Origin of the sequence: Vulcanococcus limneticus LL, assembly GCF_943369875.1 — a bacterium.
GTDB lineage: Bacteria > Cyanobacteriota > Cyanobacteriia > PCC-6307 > Cyanobiaceae > Vulcanococcus > Vulcanococcus limneticus_A.
Window position 1 is genome coordinate 20,923 of the sequence record NZ_CALROT020000009.1, and the last position, 19,790, is coordinate 40,712.

Consider the following 19,790-nt stretch of genomic DNA (forward strand, 5'->3'; position numbering starts at 1 on the left):
GCCGGATCCTACCCAGCCTGTTCCCTGTCAGCCTGGCGCCTGAGCCCGGCCCCCCTCCCGATGCCGACCCCCCGTGAGCAGGCCCAGGTCGTGGTGTGGGGCGGCGGCACCGGCGGCGTGGCGGCGGCCCTGCAGGCGGCCCGCGGCGGCGCCGACACCCTGCTGCTGACCCCCGGTGCCTGGCTGGGGGGGATGGTGAGCGCCGCCGGCGTCTGCGCCCCGGATGGCAACGAGATCAGCCCGTGGCAGACGGGGCTCTGGGGCGCCTTCCTGCGGGAGCTGCAGCGCTGCGAGCCCGAGGGGCTGGACCAGAACTGGGTGAGCTGCTTCGGCTACCGGCCCGCCACGGCCGAGGCGATCCTGCGGCGCTGGTGCCAGGCCGAGCCGCGACTGCGCTGGTGGCCAGGGGTGCGCCTGGAGGCGGTGCATCGCCGCGGCAACCGCGTGCACAGCCTGGAGCTGGAGCGCGGGGGCCAGCCCCTGGCCGTGGACCTGGAGCTGCTGATCGATGGCAGCGACCGCGGCGACCTGTTCCCCCTGGCCGATGCGCCCTACCGGCTGGGCTGGGAGGCGCGGGAGCTCTGGGACGAACCGAGCGCACCGGGCCAGGCCGCCCTCGACCTCGATCCCTTCTTTGACGAACAGCCGCTGCAGTCGCCCACCTGGGTGGTGATGGGCCAGCTGGCCGAGGGGCCGATGCCGGGGGCCGCTGGGGGGCTGCCTGCCCCGTTCGCGGCCGCCGCCGAGGCCTTCGGTCTGGAGCGCACCATCACCTACGGCCGCCTGCCCGGCGGTCTGGTGATGCTCAACTGGCCCCTGCACGGCAACGACTGGCACGGCCAGCTCGACCGCCTGTTCCACGCCGATCCGGCCCGGCGCGCCTCCCTCTACCGGGACATGCGCGAGCACAGCCTCGCCTTTGCCGCCGCCCTGCAGGAAGCCTCCGGCGGCTGGCTGAGCCCGGGTCGCTGTTTTCCCGGCTTCGGCGACGGCGCCCTGGAGGGGCCGGAGGCCCTGGCGCTGATGCCCTACTGGCGCGAAGGGCGGCGGCTCGTGGGCCGAGAACTGGTGATCGAGCAGCAGCTGCTGCCCCAGGGCCCCGGCGAATCCATCGCCGCCCTGCCCCTCGATGCCGCCGGCCACACCACCGCCATCGCCGTGGGCAACTACGCCAACGACCACCACTACCCCGGCGACGACTGGCCCCTGGCCCCCAAGAGCTGCCGCTGGGGCGGCCGCTGGAGCGGCACCCCCTTCGCCATCCCCTACGGCGCCCTGCTCAGCGCCGGCCTCGACAACCTGCTGGCCGCCGACAAGTGCTGCAGCGTCAGCCACATGGCCAATGGCGCCACCCGGTTGCAGCCCCTGGTGTTCAACCTCGGCCAGGCGGCCGGGGCCGCCGCCGCCCTGAGCCTGCGCCTGGGCGTCAGCCCGGCCGAGCTGCCGGTGCGCCAGCTGCAGGAGGCGCTGATTAGCGATGCCCAGGCCCCCGCCGGGCCCGTGCCCCTCTGGGACACGCCCTGGCACCATCCCCACTGGGCGGAGCGCCAGCGGGCCGTGCTGGATGAGCCCACCCTGCTGGCGGCCGATGGCAGCCTCAGCGGCCGCAGCGCCGGCGTGAACCCCCAGCGCGGGCCGGCGGAGCCCGGGGAATCGCTGTGGCAGGGGCAGGTGAGCGGCGATGGCGAGGGCGGCTACCGCTTCTCCAACGGCGGCGGCAGCTGGCCCCTGATCACCCTGGAGCCGGCCCTGCACCGCTGGCTGCAGCAGCTCGATGGAGCCCGCAACGTGGAGCTGGTGGGCAGCCTCAACCCCTGGGGGCCCTGGCTGCGGGCCTCACGGCTGGCGCGCTGAGCGGTGGCCCACCAGGCGCAGCACGTCGCCATCGGGATCGGCCTCCTGCACCGACACCTGCACCCCATCCCCCGGCCCACACGACTCGCGCACCACCACCGCCAGGTCCATGGCCAGGGCCTCCAGCCGCACCAGGGCCAGGCCGTCCTGGGGCCGCAGCCAGCGCAGCAGTAGCCCGTCCCAGCGCTCGCGGCGGTGCTCGGCGAACCACACCTGCTGCCAGTGGCGCTGGTCTTCGCGGCTGATCTGGATCCCTTGGCGCAGGGCGGGCTCCAGGGCCTCCAGCTCCTGCCCCAGCTGCTCGGCGCTGAGGGGGGGGGTGCCGCTGCGCAGGGCCAGAAGCTGGCGCTGGGTGATCAGGTCGCCGTAGCGGCGGATCGGTGAGGTGGCCTGCACGTAGGCCTCCAGCCCCAGGGAGAAGTGGGGTGCCACCTGGGGGCTGGTGAGGCCCCGGCTCAGGCCCTTGCGCAGGGCGGCATGGCGCACCGGCCCCGGCGGCAGGGCGTCGAGCTCGGCGGCGGGGGGCAGCTCGCAGGTCGGCTGGCTGCGGAAGGGCAGGGCCAGGCCCTGCTCACGGCCCAGCTCGGCCACCACGGCGCCGGCCAGGATCATCGCCTCGGCCACCATCAGCCGTGAGGCCGAGGGTTCCACCACCTCCAGCTCGGCCCGGTCGCCGGCGCGGCGGAAGCGGCCCTCCGGCTGGTCCATCATCAGGGCGCCGCGGGCTTCGCGCCAGCGACGGCGGCTCTGCAGCAGGCCGTGGAGCCGTTCCAGGTCGTCGTCCTGGGGCGGGGCGTACTCGATCAGCTCGTCGGCATCGCCGTAGCTGAGCCGGTAGATCGGGCGGATCCAGCTTCGCTGCAGTTGCCGCTCGGCGATGGCGCCATCGGCGTCCAGGCGCACCGCCACGCTCCAGGCGGCACAGCGGCGGCCCTGGCTCAGGCTCATCGGCCCCTCCGCCAGGGCCACCGGGAACATCGGCACCGAGCCGGCCGCCAGGTAGAGGCTGCTGGCCCGGCGGCGGGCCTCCAGGTCCAGCGGCGAGCCGGCCGGCACCAGCCGGTCCGGATCGGCCACGTGGATCCAGATCCACAGTCGGCCCTCGCCGTCGCGCTCCAGGGCCAGGGCGTCGTCCACCTCGCGGGTGTCGGCGTCGTCGATGGTGACGCTGCGCTGGGCGGTGAGATCCAGGCGCGCCTCGTCGCCCGGCCACGGCTCCTCGGCCCGGGCGGCCAGGGCTTCAGCCTCCGCCTCCAGGGCCGGATCGAATCCCGCCGACCAGGCGGTGCCCGCCAGGCAGCGCAGCTGATGGCGGTCCCACAGGCCCAGATCCGCCAGCAGGCGCCGGATCTCCGCCAGCTGCGGCGGGCAGGAAATCTCCTGCAGCAGCAGCCGCAGCGGTGGGGCGAGTCCCGGATCGCCAGCGCTGGAACCATGGGGCTCGGCGGCCAGATCCAGCAGGGCCTGCAGCTGGGCGTTCTGCTCCACGCTCAGGCCGGCCCGCTCCAGGGGCTGGCGGCTTCGCAGCAGGGCGACCCACTCCCGATGGCGCTGCTGCTGTAGGGCGCCATGGCGCCGCTCGCGGCGCAGCTGGCGCAGGTCCGCCAGGGGGCGGCGCTGGAAGCGGGCCTGCTTGCAGCGGAAGAGGTCCTGGTCCTGTAGAGCCAGCCAGCCGGCGGCGCAGTGCAGGGGATCGGACTGGGGACTGAGCAGCCCCACCAGCTCGGCGAGATCGATCCAGTCGTCCTGGTCTTCGAGCAGCAGCCAGGCGGCGGCCAGGTCCCGTCGGCTCGGCTGCGCCGCGGCGAGGACCTCGGGGCTAAGGCGCCAGGGCGAGGCCCCGAGGGAGCCGACTTCGCTGCAGCCGGAGGGCAGGGGGTGGATCGGTTCGAGGTCGCGGAGCGGCAACCGCTCGGACTTCGCCTCGAAGCCGATCGCTACAGAAACTTTGGAGCCCTGGATCGCGGTGACCAGCGCCAGGCGCGGCCCGGAACGGGCATGGACGCCGACGAGATCACCGCAATGCAAGGGCCGAAGGAGGGCGTCAGCCCTCGGGGTTCACGAAGGGCAGCAGAGCCACGATGCGGGCGCGCTTCACGGCATTGGTGAGGTCGCGCTGCTGCTTGGCGGTGAGGCCCGTCAGACGGCGGGGCAGGATCTTGCCGCGCTCGGTGATGAACTTCTTGAGCAGATCGACGTCTTTGTAGTCGATCGGGTCGCCGGGCTTGATCGGCGAGAGGCGCTTCTTGAAGAAGGAACTACTCATGGCTGAACGGAAGGAAGGGGGTGCTGTGGGTCTGGGGTCTGGGGCTCAGGGATCGCCGCTGCGATCACTTGATCTCCTTGTGGACCGTCGACTTGTTGCAGTGGGGGCAGAACTTCTTGAGTTCGATCCGTTCAGTCGTGTTGCGGCGGTTCTTCTCGGTGGTGTAACGAGACACCCCAGGAGACCGCTTGGCGGGGTTGGACCGGCATTCCGTGCACTCGAGAGTGATCACGATCCGGACGCCCTTGTTCTTGGCCATGGAAGGACGTTGCGCCGCTGATGCGATGCGGGATTGACAGTGGTCAACCATACCCCGCCGCCTTCCCCCTCCTCCGCAGGCCCTTTCTTTAGAGTCACCAGCTGTCTGATTGAACAGGCCATGCGGGTCTCGCTCCAATGGCTCCGGGAGCTGGTGGCCTGTGATCTGCCCCCCGCCGACCTGGCCGAGCGGCTGTCGGTGGCCGGCTTCGAGGTGGAGGAGATCGAGGATCTGGCGGCCCGCGCCGCCGGCGTGGTGGTGGGCTTCGTGGAGGCCCGCGAGCAGCATCCCAACGCCGACAAGCTCAGCGTCTGCACGGTGGCGATCGGCGCGGCCGAACCCCTGCAGATCGTCTGCGGCGCCCAGAACGTGCGCGCCGGCATCCACGTGGCCGTGGCCACGGTGGGCGCCTACCTCCCCGCCGTGGACCTGACGATCAAGCCCGCCGAACTGCGCGGCGTGGCCAGCAGCGGCATGATCTGCTCGCTCGCCGAGCTGGGCCTGGCCAGCGACTCCGACGGCATCGTCATCCTCGACGAGGCTCTCGACTCCGTACCGGCGCTGGGCACCCCCGTCGGACCCAGCCTCGGCCTCGATGACCAGGTGCTGGAGCTGGCGATCACCGCCAACCGGCCCGATGGCCTCTCGATGCTGGGCATCGCCCGCGAGGTGGCGGCCCTGACGGCCTCGCCCCTCACCCTGCCGGCGGCGGCCCCGGTGGTGGTGGCCGAGCCCCTGCCGGCCACAGGCGACGCCCAGGCCACGATCGAGGTGGGCGGGCTGTTCAGCGTCACCGCCCTGAGCGGCATGCGGGTGGGCCCCTCGCCCCGCTGGCTCCAGACCCGGCTGGAGCGGGCCGGCCTGCGGCCGATCAACACCGTGGTGGACATCACCAACCTGGTGATGCTGGAAACCGGCCAGCCCCTGCATGCCTTCGACCGCGACCGGCTGGCGGCCCTGGCCGGCGCCCCGCTCCAGCCCGCGGCCCTCGGCCTGCGCCAGGCCCGCGCCGCCGAGGCCTTCACCGCCCTGGATGGCTCGGAGCACAGCCTCAGCCCCGATGCCCTGGTGGTGACCGTGGCCGACCAGCCGGTGGCCCTGGCCGGCGTGATCGGCGGCGCCAACAGCAGCGTGCAGGACGACACCACCACGATCTGGCTGGAGGCGGCCCTGTTCGCGCCCCAGGCCGTGCGCCGCAGTGCCCGCAGCGTGGGCCTGCGCACCGATGCCAGCAGCCGCTTCGAGAAGGGCCTGCCCCGCGAGGTGACCCTGGCCGCCGCCGACCGGGCCGTGGCCCTGCTGCAGGAGCTGGCCGGCGCCAACGTGGAGGGCCGCTGGCTGCACCAGCGCCCCGAGCAGCCCCGCCAGCCCCTGCGCCTGGAGCGCGATGCCCTGCACCAGCTGCTCGGTCCGGTGGACCTGGGCGAGGGCGAATACGGCGACCTGCCCGACGCCGAGATCGAGCAGATCCTCAGCGCCCTCGGCTGCAGCCTCACGGCCGACGACGACGGCTGGGACGTGGTGGTGCCCCCCTCGCGGGCCCTGGACCTGACCCGGCCGGTGGACCTGATCGAGGAGGTGGCCCGGCTGGTGGGCTACGACCGCTTCGCCAGCCACCTGCCGGACCCCATCGCCCCCGGGGGCCTCAGCCCCGAGCAGCAGGCCGAGCGGCGGCTGCGGGTGGCCCTGGTGCAGGCGGGCCTGCAGGAGACCTGCAGCCTCTCGCTCACGGCCGCCAGCTCCAGCCTGCAGCGCCAGGATCCGGCGGCGGCGGCGCGCATCCCCCTGGCCAATCCGCTGCTGGCGGACTACGGCCACCTGCGCTCCGACCTGGTGGAGGAGCTGCTGCTGGCGGCCCGTCGCAACCTCCAGGCCGGCCGGCCCGGCTTCTGGGCGTTCGAGATCGGCCATGTGTTCCAGGCCAGCGGCAAGGGCGAGCGCCAGCGGCTGCAGCTGGCCGGCGTGATCTGCGGCAGCCGCAGCGCCGAGCTGTGGAGCAGCGGCGGCAAGCCCCAGGCCCCCGACTACTTCCAGGCCCGTGGCGTTCTGCAGCGGGCCCTGGAGGCCCTGAAGCTGCCCACGGAGGACCGCCGCCTGGGCGACCAGCCGCTGCTGCACCCCGGCCGGGCCGCCCAGCTGGTGGTGGAGGGCCGACCGGCCGGCTGGTTCGGCCAGCTCCACCCCGACCAGGCCGAAGCGCTCGACCTGCCCGCCCTCACCCACGTGTTCCAACTGGAGCTGCCGGCGCTGCTCACGGCGGCGACCCGCCGCAACCGCTGGCAGCCGGCCTTCGCCCCCTTCGCCACCGTGCCGGCCTCCGAGCGCGACCTGGCCCTGGTGGTGCCGGATGCCGTCGCCAGCGCCCAACTGCTCTCGGCGATCCGCAAGGCCGGCAAGCCGCTGCTGGAGCAGGCGGAGCTGATCGACCGCTATGCGGGCGAGCAGGTGGCGGCAGGGTCCTGCAGCCTGGCCTTCCGGCTGCGCTACCGCGCCCCCAGCCGCACCCTCACCGACGCCGAGGTGGAGACGGCCCACCAGACGATCCGCGCCGCCCTGGAAAAGCAGTTCGGCGCCCAGCTCCGGGCCTGAGGCTCCCGCCTTGGCCCCGGCCAGGGGTGGTGCTTGTCAGCTCCGCTCCAGGACGGCCACGGCCTCCACGTGGCTGGTCTGGGGGAAGAAGTCCACGGGCTGGATCCATTTCAGCTGTAGTGCCGTTTCGGCCGTGAGCAGGGCCAGGTCCCGGGCCAGGGTGGCGGGGTTGCAGCTGATGTACACGACGCGCTTCGGCGGCGCGGCCTGAATCGCCGCCAGGGCGGCCGGGCTCAGGCCCTTGCGGGGTGGATCCACCAGCAGGCCGTCGGCGTGCACGAGGTGCTCCGCCAGCATCGCCTCCACGTCGGTCTGGTGGAACGTGGCCCGCTCCAGGCCGTTGCGCTGCGCATTGGCCCGGGCCTGCTCCACCGAGGCGGCATGGGATTCCAGCCCGATCACATGGGCGCCGTGGGCCGCCAGGGGGAGGCTGAAGGTGCCGATACCGCAGTAGGCGTCCACGATGTTCTGGCGCTCCAGAGCCCCGAAGGCCTCCAGCAGCAGGGGCACCACCCGCTCGGCCTGCTCCGTGTTCACCTGGAAGAAGGTGTCGGCGCCGATGCGCAGCTCCTGGCCGGCGAAGCGCTCCGCCAGCCAGCCCCGGCCGCTGAGGGTGAGGGTCTGGGGGCCCATCACGGCGTTGCTGGCCCGCGACTGCAGGTTCAGGCACACGCCCACCACCTCGGGCCAGCGGGCACGCCAGCGCTCGGCCAGGGGATGCAGGCCCTCCAGCTCGGCGTGGCTGCTCACCAGGGTGATCAGCACCTCGCCGCTGTGGTGCCCCACCCGCAGGGCCAGGTGGCGCAGGCCGCCGCCGCCGCTGAGGTTCACGTCCACCGGCCAGCCCGTCTCCTCCAGATCGGCCTTGATCGGCTCGATCAGCCCATCGATGCGGGGATCGAGCACCGGGCAGCGGTTCAGGTTCACGATCTTGTGGCTGCCCCGGCGGTAGTAGCCCGCCCGCAGCAGGCCGTCCTCCGTCCGCTCCAGCGGAATCACGGCCCGGTTGCGGTAGCCCAGGCTGCGCTCGCAGCTCAGCAGGGGCCGGATCGGGGCCTCGAAGCCACCGATGCGGCGCAGGGTCTGCTCCACCAGCTCCTGCTTCCAGCGGGCCTGGCCCGCATCACTGGCGTGCTGAAGGCTGCAGCCGCCGCACTTCTCCGCGAGGATGCAGGCCGGCCGGCGGCGTTCGGGAGCCGGCTGTTCCACGCCGATCAGGTCGGCCTCCAGGTGGCGCTTGGCCAGCCGCCGCACCCGCACGGCCACCACCTCGCCCGGCAGGGTGCCCGGCACGAACACCGCCAGGCCCTGCCAGCGGCCCACGCCCTGGCCGTCGTGGCCGAGGCCGTCGATGGTGAGCTCCAGGCGCTCGCCGAGCTTGCAGGGGAGGGCGGGCATCGGCCGGAGCGAACGAGCGGAACCTCGACCCTATCGGTGCGTAACACCTGCGCCCCCTGCGGCCAGTCGAGCCCGACGATCTGGATACACTGGCCGGGCGCACGGTGGTTTCGATGAGCGTCGTTCGGGATCTGATCCTTCAGGCTGACGATCAGCTTCGCTATCCCACCGGCGGCGAACTGCGCTCGATCGTCGAGTTCCTCTCCAATGGCCCCAGCCGCCTCAACGTGGTGCGGGTGCTGACCGACAACGAGAAGAAGATCGTTGACGAGGCGGCCCGCCAGCTGTTCAGCCGCAGGCCCGAATACGTCGCCCCGGGCGGCAATGCCTACGGCCAGAAGCAGCGGGCCCAGTGCCTGCGCGATTTCAGCTGGTACCTGCGCCTGGTGACCTACGGCGTGCTCGCCGGCAGCACCGAGCTGATCCAGAAGATCGGCCTGGAGGGTGCCCGCGAGATGTACAACAGTCTCGGCGTCCCCATGCCCGGCATGGTCGAGTCGATGCGGGCCCTCAAGGAGGCTTCCCTGGCCCTGCTCAGCACCGACGACAGCGCGCTTGCCTCGCCCTACTTCGATTTTCTGATCCAGGGGATGCAGACCCCGGCCTGACCGGCGGCTCATCAATCGGATGTCAAAGGGCCACCGTTGGGCGGCTTTTTTGTGGGCGGATGATCGGAGTGAGGTGGTGGCCGGATGGATGGTGAGGGGTCGTGATCGGACGATCGGTGTAGACGCCTGGCCGGAGGACTGGTGCGGGGTCGCGGGCGGAGGCCGCGTCATCGAGGCGATTGGGACGATTCAGGAGCGGCGGGGTCGCACCTGGGATTGAGTCGCACTGGATATCTCACATGGGACTCTTAACGAGTCTATTTCAGGATCTCAGATAAGATGATCGCGATAGATTTCGATGCTCAGCCCTGGAATGCGTCGACGAGATACAGCGGCAGTGTCCAATTCGTCTCGCTTGCGACCGCAACGAGCCCCGCATTGGGTCTCATTCGACCTGGAAGAGATGCGTGGCGCGCGTCTCCCGAGCGGGGCAATTGCCACGCAAAAGTTGGATGCGCGAGGCAGTTCAGAACTGGAGCCTGGCGGAGCTGCAGCCGTCGAGACAAAACCACAGGCCGGGAGCTCGCAGAGCCCAATCCAAGGCCGACAGTGCACGACAAAAAGCCTGGCAGCTCGGCAGCCAATGACCAGTGGCAGACCTAGCCCCATATGCGACGCGCCCTTCCCATATAGGACCATTTCCTAGTCTCAAGACGGTCCCTAGATGCAATCACCTGGACTGGCGCGGGGGCGGGGGCGGGGACGAGCAGAAGCAATTGCGTGCCCCCTGCGCGGAAGCCGTCCGGCGCCTGCTCACGAAACCTGCGCAGGGAACCGTTGCCCTGGGCCGCGATCGGGGGCAGGCCAGCAGCCAAAACCGAAACCATTCGACCTGCGTACCTGTGTCTACAGCAGGTACGCGGCTCTGGAAACCAATGTGCCGCAGCGGTTCTGATTGTGTTCAGGCTACCTGGACAGCGGCAGGACAGAGCAGTGGAGGACTGGCCGCCTGGGGAAGCGACGGGCGGCGAGCTTTCGCGTCAGCCCCGATGAAGACCTGAGCCTTGGATCACAGAGAACGATCCTGCGGATCTCGACGAACCATGGCTGCGATGGGGAAGGGAGAGGAGTTGGGCACGACGAATGAAATCGCCAAGAAATCAGATCTTGATGGTTCTGATGTTCGCAACGGAGTCCCATCTATACGTTCTTGAGATGCCACGGTCCTGCCAGCTGAGACCCAGGTGGCGCATCTCACCACCAGCGGACACTGTCCATTCTCAGTCGGGCCACCACAGGAGCCACTCACTCCCATCGGCGGAATGCGTTCGGCATCCGGCTGCCAGTGGGGAGACGATGATCGCTCACAATGGGTCGCCTGAGTCTTCTTCGGTCACACGAGAACTTGGGGTGAGCCATGAGTTCTGAAATCCTGGAGCCGTAGAAACGTGCAGTCGTGACGCGTTGAAGCCGTGACGAGGTGACGAAGTGACTCCGTGAAGCGGTGGAAACGTGGAGCCCTGGAAACGCGGAGAGGTGGAGGCCTGGAGAGGTGGAGACCTGAATCCGGAAGCCAATGACTGCGACGCACGACCAGATCGTCCAATCAGGCTTCCAGGCTGGGACCCGCCACAAGACTCATGAATGGTCTCATCCGCGTCTCCTAGGACGCTGGTTTCCGGTAGAGCTCCTTAAGCAGCTGATAGGCCTCGTTGAGGCGGCGCATGGCATCGGCCGAGCCGCCGGCGTCGGGATGGTGCCTCTGAGCCTGGTCGCGGTACGACTCGCGGATCTCCGCCAGGCTGATCGGCACGTTGGGATCGGTGGGCAGCTCCAGCAGACGCAGGGCGCCGTGCACGGTGAGGGTGTTGTCGAGAACGTGGAACGACGTGCCGCGCTTCTGGCGACTGCGGGCCCACTGCACGAACCGCGTGATCAGGGTCGGCACCCGCAGCGCCAGGGTGCTGCCGCTGAAGGGATCCTCCAGGATGCCGGCCGCGAGGATCACCCGCTCGAAGCTGGCAGGACCCTCCTCCCACTGCGGGGCCATCGAGGCGAGGATCTGCTGGGCCAGGCTCCAGGTGAAGGGTCGCCCCTCACTCTGGTCGGAACGGGGCCAGAGCTCCCGGGCCAGCCACACCATGGCGGCCTCCAGGGCCTGGGCATTGGCGGGCTGGCCGTAGATCTCCAGCCAATGGCTCTGGCAGGCCAGCGCCGCCGCCGCCAGATGCTCCGCGCTGATCAGCGCCAGGCCCGGCTCCCGGCCCGGGGCCGGCCGTGGCGGGTGGAGGCTGCGTCGGATCTCCTTCCCCTGGCGCCTGACGAATCCAGGCAGATCAATCCCTACACCCCCGGCGCCTGAAGCCGCAGCACGGCCGGACGTCTTCCTCTCTACGGTCTCGTCCAAGACCTGAGACTGGTCCCGCAGATGGTCCAGGGCGGAATGGACGAGAACGATGGCCCCGGTCTCGTTGAGGTCCGAGTCGTGGCGGTCCTGGGTTGCAGCGGTGGTGTGGGCTTCTGAGAGCTGTTCCGCACCATCGCCAGCTTCGACTCCTGGGGCCTCGCTGAGGGCTGTCAGCAGGTCCGGCTCGTCCTGGTCCTCGTCGTCGTCATCTTCCACACCGTCGAAGAGCTGCTCCAGCAGCCGCTGCACGATGTGGCCGCGGTTGCGCAGGCCCCACTCCGCCTTGAAGGCGTCGATCCGCTCCAGCAGGGATTCGCTCAGCTCCAGGCTGATGCGGCGTCGCGCCTCCTCCTGACCGTCGCCCACCATGCCGCCCAGTCCGCGCCCGAGCCTATCGGCCCATCAGGCCTTTCATGAACACCTGCTGGGCATCCACCGCCTGCTGGTAGCGCTCCATCAGTAACTGGCTCATGCGCGCCGGAGCCAGGTTGGCCGGTGCCGCCCCCGTCAGCACCCCATCGGCAGTGCCGGGGGAGCGGTTGATCAGGGGCATCGGCGGCAGGGGCTGGATCCAGGCCGGCATCAGCTGGGGCGGACGCGGCCTTGACACCGGCCTGCTGGCGGGAGCAGCCGGCGCTGCAGGGGTGCCATTGGCCGGACGGACCTCTGCCCGTCGCGGCGCCGGGGCAGGAGCTGGGCGTGGTGCGCCACCGCCCTCCTGGCCGGTGGCGATGGCCGGTGGGGCAGCGGCAGGGCGGGCACGCCGCGCGGCGGCGGCTTCAGCCCGTGCCACCTCGAGCTGTCGCTGGCGCTGCTGCAGCTGGGCCAGCTGCGACGAAGGCACCACGCTGAGCAGATGGCCCGGGGTGGCATCCGCGGGGTACACCATGCTGACCTTGAGGCGGTTGATCTGGCCCGGCTGGAGGTTGAGGCTGGTCAGGGGCAGGCTCTCGCCGGAGCGCATGCCCACATGCACCTCCCGGTAGCCCTCATCGGTCTCGATGCCGATCGAGCCCCGGAAGGCGGTGAAGGTGCGGCCGTTGGCCGTGGGATGGCTGAACACCAGCTCGTGGGGGCCGGCCCCCTGCAGAGCGAAGTCGAGATCGAAGCGCACCCCGTAGGTGCCCACGTTGTCGAGGGAGGAATCCACCATGCGGCTGGCCAGGGGATTCACCTGGATCTCGCCGGTGCCGAAGTTGTGGCGATTGGTGCTCGTCAGGGGCACGTGCAGCGGGCCCTGGGCCATGTCGTGGCTGAGGGAGGCCTGGTAGCCATCGCCGATCGACACCCCCGCCACCCGCGAGAACACCGTGCGGTTCTGGATTTCGGCAAGACGGTCGAGGTAGATCCGGCCCGGCGCCAGCCGCCCCTGGTCGAGCACCGCCACGATCTCGGCGTCGCTGCGGGGATCCTGGGCGGCCACCACGGCCATCTGGAAGGGACCATCGCTGCGGCCGCGCAACAGGCCGTTGGCGATGCCCTTGGCGGGCAGCTGGGTGCTGAACAGCACCATGCGGCTGCGGGGTGGGATCACCACGGCGTCCGTGAGGCGGCGATCGAGCTGGCGCCGCAGCATCTGAATGGCCGTGGCATCACCCGGGCCCGTGTTCCAGGGCCTGGGGCCGAGGGGCTTCACCCCCATCAGGTAGTTGGGCAGATAGGGCGCCTCGAAGCTGTTGCGCACGGCCCCCTGCTCGAAGCGCAGGGTCACCGGGTAGTCGCCGGGGTTGATCAGGATCGTGGCCAGGGTCAGTTCACCGCGGCGCCCCCCGCCGTAGCCCATGCGGCTGGCGTCCTGGGGGTTGTACTTGTGGTGGACGTGGAGCCCGAACTCGCCGTTGAAGGTGTAGGCGGCGTTGGCCAGGGGCTGGTTGGTCTCGGCGCTCAGGGCGCTGCCAGGGGCGGTGCTCACGAGGATGCCCGGGCCGAGCACCTCCTCGGGCTGGTTGGAGTGCAGCACCGGCACGTTGTTGAAGCGACCCTGCAGGGGCCGGGCCGTCTGGCCGGCCATCAGGGCGACGTAGGCGCGCGCCGGCTCGGCCGCCAGGGTTGCTCCGGCCACCACGGCGAGCGCCACGAAGCGGATGGGGGCGAGGGGGCCTGCTGCTCTCAAAATGATGACGGCGTCCTGGGATAGGGCCTTGTCGGCGTGGGCTTCCGGCTCCAGGTTGCATCCCTGGATCCTGCACGGGTTGAACTCATGGTGAAGCCCTTGGCGGGGACCCTGGCCGAAACCATCCTGGGACCCGTGGTGGGACTCTTGGTTGGTCGCGCCGGAAGCGGCGCTCGGAGAGGCCGGTGAGGGGAGGCGGAGGGAAGGGTTGGCCATCGCGGCGGGCTGGGGCCGGCCGCTAGAACGTTTCAATCCTGAAGATTTTCCCATGCTTCCGCCCTTCTTCTGCTGTGCCGATGGAGAAAGCGCTCTGCAGCAGCGCCGCCGCCACCAGGAACGCAAGCTTCAGGCCCTGACCTTCTGGCGTGATGGCCTCGAACGCCAGCTGGCCGCCATCAACGCCGCCATCAGCACGCTGCAGCGCCAGATGGAGCAGCCAGGCGACGCCTGAGCAACTCCAGGCCCAGGCGCAGCTGACGGTGCACAGTGCTCGGGCTCGTGTGCCAGCGCCGCGCCACCTGCCGCAGGCTCTCGCCCTGCAGCACCACGGCCCTGATCGCCTGCTGGGGCCGTCCAACCAGCTGATCCAGCACCGCCAGGGCCTCGCCCGCCCCCTCCGCGATCGGCTCGGGCTCGGCGGCCTCGGGCTCGCTGATCCGGTCCAGGGGCACGAGCTGCACCCGCGCCGGACACTGCTGAAGCCCCTGCCACTGCTGCTCGCTGAGGCCCAGGACCTGGCGCAGCCGCTCCGCCGTCGGTGGGGCTTCGCCGGCTGCCGAGAGCGCCTGGGAGGCGCTGGCGAGGCGCCGCTCCAGCTCCTGGCGGCGCCGGGAGATGCGCACCAGCGGCGCGTGGTCGCGCAGGTAGTGAAGGATGGCCCCGCGGATGTGGGGCCGGGCGAAGGCCTCGAAGGGCACCCCCTGGCCGCTGCGATACAGCTCCGCGGCCCGCAGCAGCCCCAGCAGGCCCACCTGGTTCAGGTCGTCGCGGGGTTCGGGGCTGACGCCGGCGTAGTGGATCGCGATCGGCTGCACGAGGCCGATGTAGCGCTCGACCCGCTGGTTGCGCCGGTGCAGGGCGCTGGAGGCGGCGGCATTCCGCCGTTGGCGGCTGGGTCGGGCCTGGGGGCTGCCCGGCTGGGGATGGGGACGGTGCGAGACCATGGCGGAACAGGGTGTGCGAGGGAATCGGAGCCCTTGGGGGTCCTGTTCCACAAAGCCCTGAACGGCCCTGGCCCGGCCAGCGTGGAATCACCTGAGTTGCTGCCGACGCTGGCCTCAGCTCCGCTCCGGCTCGGCCACCGCCTGCAGCAGCGCCAGGGGCCCGTGGCGCTCCAGCCAGGCCAGGTCGGAGTGCTCGGTGAGCAGCAGGCAGCCCGCAAAGCCCAGGGCGTTGACGCTGAAGCCCGCCCAGTGCTCCTGGCGGCGGCGGATGGTCAGGAACCAGTCGTCGTCGAACAGGAGGTTGTAGGGGTGGCGCGGCGCCGGATCCTGGCTGGGGCAGCCCAGGCCCAGGGCGGCGGCATGCTCGCGGTAGAGCTGCAGCAGATCAGCCGGCACCGCTCCTCCGGGCCCTGCTGCCGATCCGGCCGGGCGGCGCCGGCTGAGGCGGTAGTGCCAGGGCCAGCGGCCCTGGGAACCTCCCAGCTGGTCCAGGAGGCCAGCGGCCAGGGGACAGCTGGCCTCACCGGCCTGGCGCGGCAGCAGCTGCAGGTGCCGGTGGGGTTGGCTGGCACCGGCGGCGGCGCAGCTGTTGAAGAACCACAGCCCGCCGGTATCGCCGCTCACCTGCTCCACCGCGGCCCAGTCGTGGGGGTCCAGCCAGCCCGCCTGGGGCTGCCACTGCTGGGTGATCAGCAGCACATGGCCCTGCTGCACGGGGAACTTGTTGAGCAGCAGCAGATGGCGATCGCCCAGGCGGTTCACCTCCAGGCGCTCGTCCCAGGGCAGAAAGGGGTTGGGGCGGGGGCCGGAGCTGCGCAGGTGCTTGGGGGTGGCGGACACGAGCCGGCGCACCACAAACGGCTCCCAGGAACCCGGGCTCACCAGCTCCGTGGCCAGGGGCACCAGGGCCCCGCTCTCCAGGGCGGAGGCGCTGCGGGCGAGGGCCGCCTGCCAGTAGGTCTGGGGCCGTGGCACCACGGCCGCTCAGCTCGGGCCGGCCTTGAGCCGGGCCAGGGAGGCCCCCTGGTAGTAGCGGCCCAGGATGGCGTTGTAGGGCTGCCCCTGGCTGGCCAGGGCCTGGGCGCCCTCCTGGCTCATGCTGGCGCCCAGGTGGCCGTGGGCCTCGGCGCTGATCTGGCTGTTGGCCGCATAGAGGCTCTCGACGATGCCGCCCTGGTAGCTGAGGATGATGCCGGCGGTCTGGCGGGCGGACTGGCGGGTGCGCTCGGTGCTGCTGGCCAGCCCGTTGTAGGCCTGCCAGCGGGTGGTGTCGCCCAGGTGCCAGTGGGCACTGGCGGGCCGGGCCATGTGGGCCAGGGCGTAGGAGCGGGCGGCCACCGCCTGGGCCTTGAGGGCCTCCAGGTTCCAGGAACTGGGCATCTCCGAGCCCACCACCGAGGCGATGTAGTCCTCCAGGGAGAGGTGGTTCACCAGCTGAAGGCGGCCGCCCTCGTTCACCAGCCGCAACCGGCCCGCATAGGCCTTGCCGTTGATCAGCAGGGCCTGGCCCGCACTGGTCTCCAGCCAGGCCTCGCCATCCACGCCGGCGGCGCCGAGGTCGGGCCCCTGGCCGGCGCTGCCCTGCTGCAGCACCGCCCCATCGCGGCTGCGCAGCCACCAGGGGCCGGTGGCCCCGAGGCTGGGGTTGCTGCCCTGGCGCAGCAGGGCCACGCGGATCTCCAGGTTCAGGGGGGTGCCCGCCGCCGGTTCCGCCAGGGAGAGGGAGCCGGGGCCCTGCGGGCCGGCGACCTGGGCCCGCTGGGACTGGACACCGCGCAGGTCCTCGCGGGCGTCATCGGCGACGGCCCGCGGCGGTGGCGCCTCGAGCAGGGCCGCCAGCATCGGGCCGCTGAGGGTGCTGCGCTGGGGCATCAGGCCCTGGGCGGCGAAGCCGATCACCAGGGCGCCCATGCCCATCGGGGCCCCCAGCAGCACGGTGCGCACGTGCTGGCGGCGCCAGAGACGCAGGGGATGGAGATGGGCCAGGCGCTTCAGCCGCCGTGGCACACGGACCAGTCGCAGGCTCCCCAGGGGCCCCCTGCCACGCCATTGCCAGCGTCCACGCGCCCATCCCATAGGAGGTGGCCTGTTCCGGTGAGCCGCACCAGCCCGGGGGCCGGCACTTCGCAGTACATTCCACCACGGCGCTGGGAACACTGCCATCCGACCACCCGCCCGCGCCCCAGCCGCGCACACCACCAGGGGGCCACCAGGGCATGGGCCGACCCCGTCACCGGATCCTCGGCAATCCCCAGACCCGGCGCGAAGAAGCGCAGCTGATAGTCGGCCCCGCAGCCGAGAACGGCGGGTCGCTGGGCCGGGTCCAGGTGCGCCAGGCCCTGCATGAGCACCAGACCCCGGCGATCCGGCCCCTGCAGCTGCTCCGGGAGCCCCGCCAGATCCGCCAGGGGGAAGCCATCGGGCAGCAGGGCCACCCGATAGCCCAGGGCCGAGCCCCAGTAGCCCAGGGGCTCCACCCCCAGCAGCTCCGCCAGGTAGGCGGGCGCCGGCTCCGCCGTGAGGCCGCCGCTGGGCAGATCCAGGCTCACGGCGACGGGGCCGCCGCCCGGAGGCTGACTGGCGAGGGGCTGGCTGGACTGGGGCTCGCGGGGATGGAGCTGCACCCGCAGGCCGCCGCTGCGGCTGTGGAGCCGCAGCTCTGCGCCTGGCTGCAGCTGCCCCCAGTGGCCCAGGGCCAGGGTCGCCGCCAGGGTGGCGTGGCCGCAGAGGGGCACCTCACAGCTGGGGGTGAACCAGCGCAGGGCCCAGGCGCCCCCGGCCAGGGGCAGCAGAAAGGCCGTCTCGGACTGGTTGAAGCTGGCGGCCAGGGCCTGCATCCAGCCAGCGGCAGCCGGCTGCTCCAGCCGCACCACCGCCGCGCCATTGCCCTGCAGCGGGCCCGCCGCGAAGGCCTCCACCAGCACGGCCTGCACGGGCTCTGAAGAGCCGGCGGCGGTCTGTTCAGGGGCGGATGCGGCTTCCGCCCTCATGACGACCGGCCCGCGGCATCGGCCCCCGCCTCGGGCGAGCCTCCGGCCGGAGTGCTGCCCGCAGCCCCCTGGAGCACCGGCAGGCGCTCCTCCTTGAGGTCGCGTTCCATCAGGCGGCGCACGGCCTGGCGGGGCTCGGCCGTGCCCTGAATCAGGGCCAGGACCTCCGCACTGATCGGCAGATGCCAGCCCCGCTCCCCGGCCAGGGCCATCACCGCCGCCGCCGTGGAGGCACCCTCCACCGTGGCGCCAATCCGGGCGATGGCCGCCTCGCTGGCCACGCCCTCGGCCAGCAACAGCCCGTAGCGGTAGTTGCGGCTGAGGGAACTGTTGGCCGTCGCCAGCAGGTCGCCCAGGCCCGCCAGGCCGTAGAGGCTGCCGGGGTCGCCGCCCAGCTCGCCGATCACCAGCCCCATCTCCACCAGGGCGCGGCAGAGCAGCGAGGCCTTGGCATTGGCGCCCAGGCCCAGGCCATCGCAGACGCCGGCCGCCACCGCCATCACGTTCTTGAGGGCCCCGGCCACCTCGGTGCCGGTGGGATCGCCGTTGGTGTAGAGCCGCAGACGCTCCGAGCTGAGGGCATGCTGCAGCCGGCGCGCCAGGGCGCCGTGCTCGGAGGCGAGCACACTCGCGGCCGGCAGGCCCTGGGCCAGCTCCGCCGCCAGGTTGGGGCCGCTCAGCACCAGCAGCGGGATGGCGGGATTGCGGCGGGCCCAGAGCTGGGCCGGGGTGCAGCGCTGCTCCAGGTCAATGCCCTTGCTGCAGCTCACCAGCGGCAGATCGGCGGGCCAGGCGGGGCCCAGCCGGGCGGCCAGGTCCCGCACGCCCGCCATCGCCACCGCCACCAGCACCAGGTCCTGGCCCTGGAGCACGGCGGCCGGGTCACCGCCCCGGCTGCGGGTCCAGCCCTGCACGCTGTGCCCCTGGTCGCTGAACAGCCGGGCCAGGGTCTCGCCCCAGGCACCCAGTCCCAGCACGCCGATCTTCAGGCCCATGGCGCCATCATGCGCCATGGGCCGAGCCGGCCCGGGGCCGCCGACCGGCCCTGCAGCTCACGCCTTGGCGGCATGGGCCTGGAGCACCTCCAGGGGAATCACCTCCAGGGTGCTCTGCTCACAGGCCTCAAGGCAGACGGCGGGGGGCACCCCGTCCTCGTAGGCCTCGAGCCAGCGCTGGGCACACACGCACCAGTGGTCGCCGGGCCTGAGGCCCGGAAAGCCGTAGGCGGGCGCGGGGGTGGAGAGGTCGTTGCCCTGGGCGCGGGTGTAGTTCAGGAAGCGCTCGTCCACCACGCAGCAGACCGTGTGGCGGCCGAGGTCGGCGCCGTTGGTGCGGCAGCTGCCATCGCGGAACCAGCCGGTCATGGGCTCACAGCTGCACAGCTGCAGCGGGTCGCCGAGCACGTTGCGGGCCTGGCTGGCGGGCGGGGTTGGGGTCACAGCGATCCGGTTCAGGGGCGCGATCAGGAGAGGCCCACGGCCCGAGTCTGGCGAAGGAGTGGCACAAAATGCGGCCGGGGAGTTGACGGAATCGGGGGGGAGCGCGTTAAAGGTCATTCACCGCCGACCCCCCTACATGAGCTGGGACTTCACCGAAGACGCCGCCTTCCTGGCGCTGTGCGACGCCTTCAAGGAGAGCGGTGAAACCTCGGCCATCGAATTCCTGGCCAACGGCGAGGGTGCCTTCCACTTCCAGGAACTCACCCAGAACGCCGCCGGTGAGGGCCTTGACCTCAGTGACTCCGACGACCTCGAGGACTTCCAGCAGGAGGTGCTGGAGACCCTGGAGGCCATCTGCAGCTGAACGGCTGCGTGGCCGCGCTGCAGGCGCGGTGATCGAGGGCCCCCGCCACCCCAGCGTTGCAGCGGGAGAGCCCCCAGGCGCGTGGGGGCCTCAGCCGATCACGTCAGCCGTAGAAGAAGGCGATCTCCTTCTCCTTGAGCCCCTCCCAGCCGGCGGCCTTGAGGCGGGCATCGAGGCTGGCCTGGTCGAGGTGCTTGGAGCCGGTCTTGACGATGCGGTTGCGCATCGACTTCTTGACGCCGCTGCGGGCCCGCTGGCTCTCCAGATCCATCACCTCGTTGTAGAGGGCGAGCATCTCGGGGGGAATCGGGGTGCCGTCGAGGTCGAGACCTGCGGCAATGGCGTCATCGACGCCGCCGGGACCGGCAATGGCCATGGGAGGGGAGCTGGGCGGCCCCAG

Annotated in this window: 18 protein-coding genes; 5 read left to right on the top strand and 13 right to left on the bottom strand. The window is 71.6% G+C overall.

Annotation, left to right across the window (positions count from 1 at the left end):
* Nucleotides 1-60 precede the first annotated feature (60 nt).
* Nucleotides 61-1,854 (top strand): FAD-dependent oxidoreductase, encoded by a 1,794-nt coding sequence (locus ACLV7J_RS10960; RefSeq protein WP_411869137.1) that lies wholly within the window; start codon nt 61-63, stop codon nt 1,852-1,854.
* Here the strand turns inward: ACLV7J_RS10960 and ACLV7J_RS10965 are convergent.
* The 3 genes from ACLV7J_RS10965 to rpmG all read right to left on the bottom strand — a co-directional run bounded on the left by ACLV7J_RS10965 (nt 1,837) and on the right by rpmG (nt 4,379).
* Nucleotides 1,837-3,882 (bottom strand): ribonuclease catalytic domain-containing protein, encoded by a 2,046-nt coding sequence (locus ACLV7J_RS10965; RefSeq protein WP_411869138.1) that lies wholly within the window; start codon nt 3,880-3,882, stop codon nt 1,837-1,839. The genes ACLV7J_RS10960 and ACLV7J_RS10965 overlap by 18 nt on opposite strands.
* A 16-nt stretch (nt 3,883-3,898) precedes the next feature.
* A complete protein-coding gene (rpsR, locus tag ACLV7J_RS10970) occupies nt 3,899-4,120 on the bottom strand; it encodes a 30S ribosomal protein S18 (protein ID WP_006041316.1) in 222 nt (73 codons plus the stop codon).
* Between the two features lie 64 nt (nt 4,121-4,184).
* Nucleotides 4,185-4,379: a 50S ribosomal protein L33 gene (gene rpmG, locus ACLV7J_RS10975; protein WP_094591577.1), complete on the bottom strand. Its 195-nt coding sequence runs from the start codon at nt 4,377-4,379 to the stop codon at nt 4,185-4,187.
* A 120-nt stretch (nt 4,380-4,499) separates the two neighbouring features.
* Between rpmG and pheT the strand changes: the two genes are divergently transcribed.
* Nucleotides 4,500-6,968, top strand: coding sequence for a phenylalanine--tRNA ligase subunit beta (gene pheT / locus ACLV7J_RS10980; protein ID WP_411869139.1), 2,469 nt, complete (start codon nt 4,500-4,502; stop codon nt 6,966-6,968).
* Between the two features lie 36 nt (nt 6,969-7,004).
* Here pheT and rlmD read toward each other — a convergent pair whose 3' ends face one another.
* Nucleotides 7,005-8,366 (bottom strand): 23S rRNA (uracil(1939)-C(5))-methyltransferase RlmD, encoded by a 1,362-nt coding sequence (gene rlmD, locus ACLV7J_RS10985; RefSeq protein ID WP_411869140.1) that lies wholly within the window; start codon nt 8,364-8,366, stop codon nt 7,005-7,007.
* Nucleotides 8,367-8,479: 113 nt separating this feature from the next.
* On the opposite strand from rlmD, the gene ACLV7J_RS10990 reads away from it, so the two are divergent.
* Entirely contained in the window at nt 8,480-8,974 is a 495-nt protein-coding gene (locus ACLV7J_RS10990; RefSeq protein ID WP_411869141.1) for an allophycocyanin, read from the top strand.
* Between the two features lie 1,603 nt (nt 8,975-10,577).
* Here ACLV7J_RS10990 and ACLV7J_RS10995 read toward each other — a convergent pair.
* Both ACLV7J_RS10995 and ACLV7J_RS11000 read right to left on the bottom strand, forming a co-directional pair.
* On the bottom strand, nt 10,578-11,690 hold the full coding sequence (locus ACLV7J_RS10995; protein ID WP_411869142.1) for a J domain-containing protein: 1,113 nt from the start codon (nt 11,688-11,690) through the stop codon (nt 10,578-10,580).
* Nucleotides 11,691-11,712: 22 nt separating this feature from the next.
* Nucleotides 11,713-13,407 (bottom strand): DUF3370 family protein, encoded by a 1,695-nt coding sequence (locus ACLV7J_RS11000; RefSeq protein ID WP_411869259.1) that lies wholly within the window; start codon nt 13,405-13,407, stop codon nt 11,713-11,715.
* Between the two features lie 295 nt (nt 13,408-13,702).
* Here ACLV7J_RS11000 and ACLV7J_RS11005 point away from each other — a divergent pair, with 295 nt between their 5' ends.
* On the top strand, nt 13,703-13,885 hold the full coding sequence (locus ACLV7J_RS11005; RefSeq protein WP_255125827.1) for a sigma factor SigF: 183 nt from the start codon (nt 13,703-13,705) through the stop codon (nt 13,883-13,885).
* Here ACLV7J_RS11005 and ACLV7J_RS11010 read toward each other — a convergent pair.
* The 6 genes from ACLV7J_RS11010 to ACLV7J_RS11035 form a co-directional block, all read right to left on the bottom strand.
* Nucleotides 13,842-14,597 carry a sigma-70 family RNA polymerase sigma factor gene (locus ACLV7J_RS11010; protein ID WP_411869143.1) on the bottom strand — a complete coding sequence of 252 codons (756 nt, stop codon included), beginning with the start codon at nt 14,595-14,597 and terminating at the stop codon, nt 13,842-13,844. The genes ACLV7J_RS11005 and ACLV7J_RS11010 overlap by 44 nt on opposite strands.
* 114 nt (nt 14,598-14,711) lie before the next feature.
* Entirely contained in the window at nt 14,712-15,575 is an 864-nt protein-coding gene (locus tag ACLV7J_RS11015) for an ATP adenylyltransferase (protein ID WP_411869144.1), read from the bottom strand.
* Between the two features lie 6 nt (nt 15,576-15,581).
* Nucleotides 15,582-16,604: a SpoIID/LytB domain-containing protein gene (locus ACLV7J_RS11020; RefSeq protein WP_411869145.1), complete on the bottom strand. Its 1,023-nt coding sequence runs from the start codon at nt 16,602-16,604 to the stop codon at nt 15,582-15,584.
* On the bottom strand, nt 16,589-17,530 hold the full coding sequence (locus ACLV7J_RS11025; RefSeq protein ID WP_411869146.1) for a PhzF family phenazine biosynthesis protein: 942 nt from the start codon (nt 17,528-17,530) through the stop codon (nt 16,589-16,591). Before ACLV7J_RS11025 ends, ACLV7J_RS11020 begins: the two co-directional genes overlap by 16 nt.
* Nucleotides 17,531-17,583: 53 nt before the next feature.
* On the bottom strand, nt 17,584-18,600 hold the full coding sequence (locus tag ACLV7J_RS11030) for an NAD(P)H-dependent glycerol-3-phosphate dehydrogenase (protein WP_411869147.1): 1,017 nt from the start codon (nt 18,598-18,600) through the stop codon (nt 17,584-17,586).
* Nucleotides 18,601-18,639: 39 nt separating this feature from the next.
* On the bottom strand, nt 18,640-19,026 hold the full coding sequence (locus ACLV7J_RS11035; RefSeq protein WP_411869148.1) for a DUF2237 family protein: 387 nt from the start codon (nt 19,024-19,026) through the stop codon (nt 18,640-18,642).
* A gap of 136 nt (nt 19,027-19,162) precedes the next feature.
* On the opposite strand from ACLV7J_RS11035, the gene ACLV7J_RS11040 reads away from it, so the two are divergent.
* Nucleotides 19,163-19,390, top strand: coding sequence for a hypothetical protein (locus ACLV7J_RS11040; protein ID WP_411869149.1), 228 nt, complete (start codon nt 19,163-19,165; stop codon nt 19,388-19,390).
* A gap of 103 nt (nt 19,391-19,493) precedes the next feature.
* On the opposite strand, the gene ACLV7J_RS11045 is transcribed toward ACLV7J_RS11040, so the two are convergent.
* Nucleotides 19,494-19,766 carry a DUF4090 family protein gene (locus ACLV7J_RS11045; protein WP_255125832.1) on the bottom strand — a complete coding sequence of 91 codons (273 nt, stop codon included), beginning with the start codon at nt 19,764-19,766 and terminating at the stop codon, nt 19,494-19,496.
* Nucleotides 19,767-19,790 lie beyond the last annotated feature (24 nt).